The following is a 4,058-nucleotide window of genomic DNA, read 5'->3' as shown; positions in this document are numbered from 1 at the left end:
GTCCGGAACGGCAGAAGCAGTTGCATTACTTTTAAATAAAGGAGCAGATGTAAACGTAAAAGACAAAGACGGAAACAATTTAGGCGTTTATTTAGTACAATCATATCGTCCGGCAAGTCGTGAAGCTAATCCTGCACAAGATCCTTTTGAAGCTAAAATAAAAGTACTTCAGGAAAAAGGTTTAAACCTGGCAGCTGCTCAAAAAGACGGAAGTACATTGTATCACTTTGCAATTGCGAAAAATGATTTAGTTTTACTGAAAAAATTAGCCGCTTTAAACATCGATGTCAATGCAAAAAACAAAGACGGAATGACCGCTTTGCACAAAGCTGCAATGGTCGCAAAAGATGATACAATCCTGAAATATCTTGTATCAATTGGTGCTAAAAAAGACATCAACACAGAATTTGACGAAAGTGCTTATGCATTAGCAAAAGAAAACGAGTCATTAACAAAAAGCAACGTATCAATAGAATTTTTAAAATAGCATAAAAAAGTTATGAGTTATAAGTTTTTAGTTAAATTCTAAAATCAATTGATCGTTCAAAACTCATAATTCACTAATTAATAATTTACAATTAAAAAATGAAATCAATACTTAAAATAGCTCTTACAAGCACATTAATCTTTTTAATCTCGTTTCAGGCAAATGCGCAGGCAAGCAAATACAAATGCATGTTACAAATGGCAAATTATATGGGCGAAGGCGCTTACATCGTAGTTTCGTTAATCAATGCAAACGGAGATTACGAAAAAACACTTTATGTAATGGGCGACGATAAAAAATGGTACAAATCATTAAAAGAATGGAACAAATTCCAAACCGCAAAACCAGCAGATATCAGTGCAAAAACCGGAGCATCAGTAACTGGTGGCGATCGCAGCATGACAACAATAGAAATTGATGATTCGAAAATTAACAAAGGATACAAACTAAGATTTGAATCAGCCGTCGAAGATCAAAAATACCATGTTAATGATGTAGAAATTCCTTTAACAACAGAAGGTCTTGCAGACAAAACCGAAGGAAAAGGATATATTAGATACGTTAGATTAAATAAGATATAATACTTTAATTTGCGCAAAAAAATAACACATTTTTGTCATCCTGAGCGAAGTCAAAGGATCCGCAAGAAACTCCACAAAGTGCGTTATCAATTTTGGTCGAGCTACTAACGGAGATCCCTCGTTCCTCGGGATGACAAAAATGCCGAAAATAACTTTGACAAAGTTGCTACAGATTAAAAAAATATTTTGTGCAAAATAACCACAATCATTGTCATCCTGAGCGAAGTCGAAGAATCCGCAAGTAGCTCGCCAATTCAGGAAAACACTTTGTCAAGTTGCTCACGGAGATCCCAATGTCATTAAGTTAATCTTTAAAAAAATAAATCATTGCAAATCAAATCCGTTTTTATCCGCGTTTTTACGAAGTAAATCTGTTTTATCCTCGTCAAAATTAGACGCTGATTTTACTGATTCGCTAACGCGAAAACACTGATAAAAACAGATTTCCCTAATTACTTTCCTGATTAAACTGTTAAGTAATTTTATAGATTTCCCCCTAACTTAATGACATTGAGATCCCTCGTTGTTCGGGATGACAAAAATGAAAATTAATATACATTTCAATAGATTTAGATTCAATGACTCTTTCTTTTTGGCGTTACACACACTTGGCCCTGGCTTTGTTTTCCTCTTTATTTTTAATACTAGCATCAGCAACCGGAATTATCCTTGCCGTTGATGCAATGCAGGAAAAAACACTCCCGTACAAAGTCGAAAATTTTGATAAAATCACATTAGGCGAAACCCTGCCAATCCTTAAAAAAGAATATTCGGAAATAACCGAAATCAGCATTGACCACAATCAATTTGTAACCCTTCAGGCCATCGATCAGGATGGTAACGATATCAATTCATACATTGATCCCAAAACCGGAAAACAATTAGGCAAACCCATAAAAAAATCCGAATTCATTCAATGGGTTACCGGTTTTCACCGTTCCTTATTTCTCCATGAAACCGGCCGTTTTTTTGTTGGCGTAATCTCCTTTTTGTTATTCTTAATTGCGATTTCCGGTTTTGCCCTTGTTTTGAACCGTCAAAGAGGAATCCGTAATTTCTTTTCGAAAGTAGTAAAAGAATATTTCGCCCAATATTATCACGTAGTTTTAGGACGATTAGCGCTAATTCCTATTTTGATTATTGCCCTTACCGGAACTTATTTATCACTGGAAAGATTCAACTTTTTCATGGGAAAAGAGAAAAATCAAAAGGCAAAAACTGAAACCGTAATCACTCAAAAAGACAAAACTACTTCTATTTTTAAAACTACACTTTTATCAGATATTAATAAAATCGAATTCCCTTTTACAGACGATCCTGAAGAATACTACATCATTGAATTAAAAGATCGTGAAATCGAAGTCAATCAGATTACAGGCGCGGTTGTCACCGAAAAACGCTCGCCAATCACCGTTCAGTTATCTGATTTAAGCCTTAATCTTCATACCGGAAGAGCAAACGGAATCTGGGCATTTATAGTAGCCATTGCAAGTATTAATATTCTCTTTTTTATCTATTCGGGCTTTTCGATTACGTTAAAAAGAAGGTCAAGCCGAATCAAAAATAAATTCAAAGCCAATGAAAGCGAATTCATTTTATTAGTTGGTTCAGAAAACGGAAGTTCCTTACGATTCGCCAATGCAATCCTGAAACAATTAATCGCACACGGAAAAAAAGCATTTGTAATCGAATTAAACAGCTACACTATTTTCCCAAAAGCACAACATATTATTGTTTTGTCTTCGACTCATGGATTAGGCGACGCACCTTCAAACGGAAGTAAGTTTTTATCTCTTTTGAAGAAATATCCTCAAAGCCAAAAAATCAATTATTCAGTAGTAGGTTTTGGATCAAAAGCATATTCTGATTTTTGCGGTTTCGCCTTTGAAATTGACAAACAATTAGAACTTCAAACTTGGGCAGAACGTTTATTAGATGTTCAAACCGTAAACGATAAATCAGCAGACGAATTCGTGAATTGGATAAAATTATGGTGCGCAAAAACCGAAATTTCATTATCGACAACACCATCATTATACAATCACGTTCCTAAAGGTTTGCAAAAACTCATGGTTTTAGATAAAACGCTGATTTCTGAACACGAACAAACTTTCATACTTACCTTACGAGCGAATATGAGAGCAAAATTCAGTTCAGGAGATTTACTCGCTATTTATCCTGCAAACGACACCAGAGAACGCCTCTACTCCATTGGGAACCATTCCGGAAACATACAATTGGTCGTTAAATTACATCAAAACGGATTAGGTTCTGAGTTTCTGAATAACCTGATTCCGGGAAATACAATCAAAGGCGGAATAATCAATAATAAAGCTTTTCATTTTCCGAAAAAAGCCTCTAAAGTTGCCCTAATTTCCAATGGAACCGGAATCGCGCCTTTCCTTGGAATGATTGAACAGAATAAAACCAAAACAGAAACACATTTATATGCCGGATTCCGCATGGAAACCGAAACCGTTTCAGGATATAAAAAGTTCACATCAGAAATGATTGAAAAGCAAAAACTGCAAAGTTTTCATTTAGCTTTATCCCGCGAAGCAGAACATTTTTATGTAATGGATTTAATCAAACGCGATACGGACTTTTTTATCAATTTATTGAAAGAAGACGGCGTAATCATGATTTGCGGATCTCTCGCCATGCAAAAAGATGTTGAAGCTATTTTGGACAAATTATGTCTTGCCGGAGAAATGAAGAGCATTTCATATTATAAAGAAAATAGCCAGTTATTAAGTGATTGTTATTAGGGAGAATTTTAGATTATAGATATTAGATTATAGATAGATTTGTAAGTCCCGGCGGGCAATGTCATTAAGTTAAGCTTTTAAAAAATAAAATCATTGCAAATCAAATCCGTTTTTATCCGCGTTTTTACGAAGTAAATCTGTTTTATCCGCGTCAAAATTAGACGCTGATTTTACTGATTCGCTAAAGCGAAAACGCGGATAAAAACGGATTTTTCTAATTAC

The 4,058-nt window shown here is 34.8% G+C and carries 3 protein-coding genes; all 3 read left to right on the top strand.

Annotation, left to right across the window (positions count from 1 at the left end; translation table 11 throughout):
• On the top strand, positions 1–487 hold a 487-nt coding region (locus ACHZDT_RS09940), incomplete at its 5' end, for an ankyrin repeat domain-containing protein (protein WP_394774470.1).
• A gap of 98 nt (positions 488–585) precedes the next feature.
• Positions 586–1,068 carry a DUF2271 domain-containing protein gene (locus tag ACHZDT_RS09935; RefSeq protein ID WP_394774469.1) on the top strand — a complete coding sequence of 161 codons (483 nt, stop codon included), beginning with the start codon at positions 586–588 and terminating at the stop codon, positions 1,066–1,068.
• Between the two features lie 578 nt (positions 1,069–1,646).
• Positions 1,647–3,836 carry a PepSY domain-containing protein gene (locus ACHZDT_RS09930; RefSeq protein WP_394774468.1) on the top strand — a complete coding sequence of 730 codons (2,190 nt, stop codon included), beginning with the start codon at positions 1,647–1,649 and terminating at the stop codon, positions 3,834–3,836.
• Positions 3,837–4,058: the final 222 nt, after the last annotated feature.

Origin of the sequence: Flavobacterium sp. (assembly GCF_043722275.1) — a bacterium.
Lineage (GTDB): Bacteria > Bacteroidota > Bacteroidia > Flavobacteriales > Flavobacteriaceae > Flavobacterium.
This window is presented reverse-complemented; position numbering and strand designations above follow the sequence as displayed.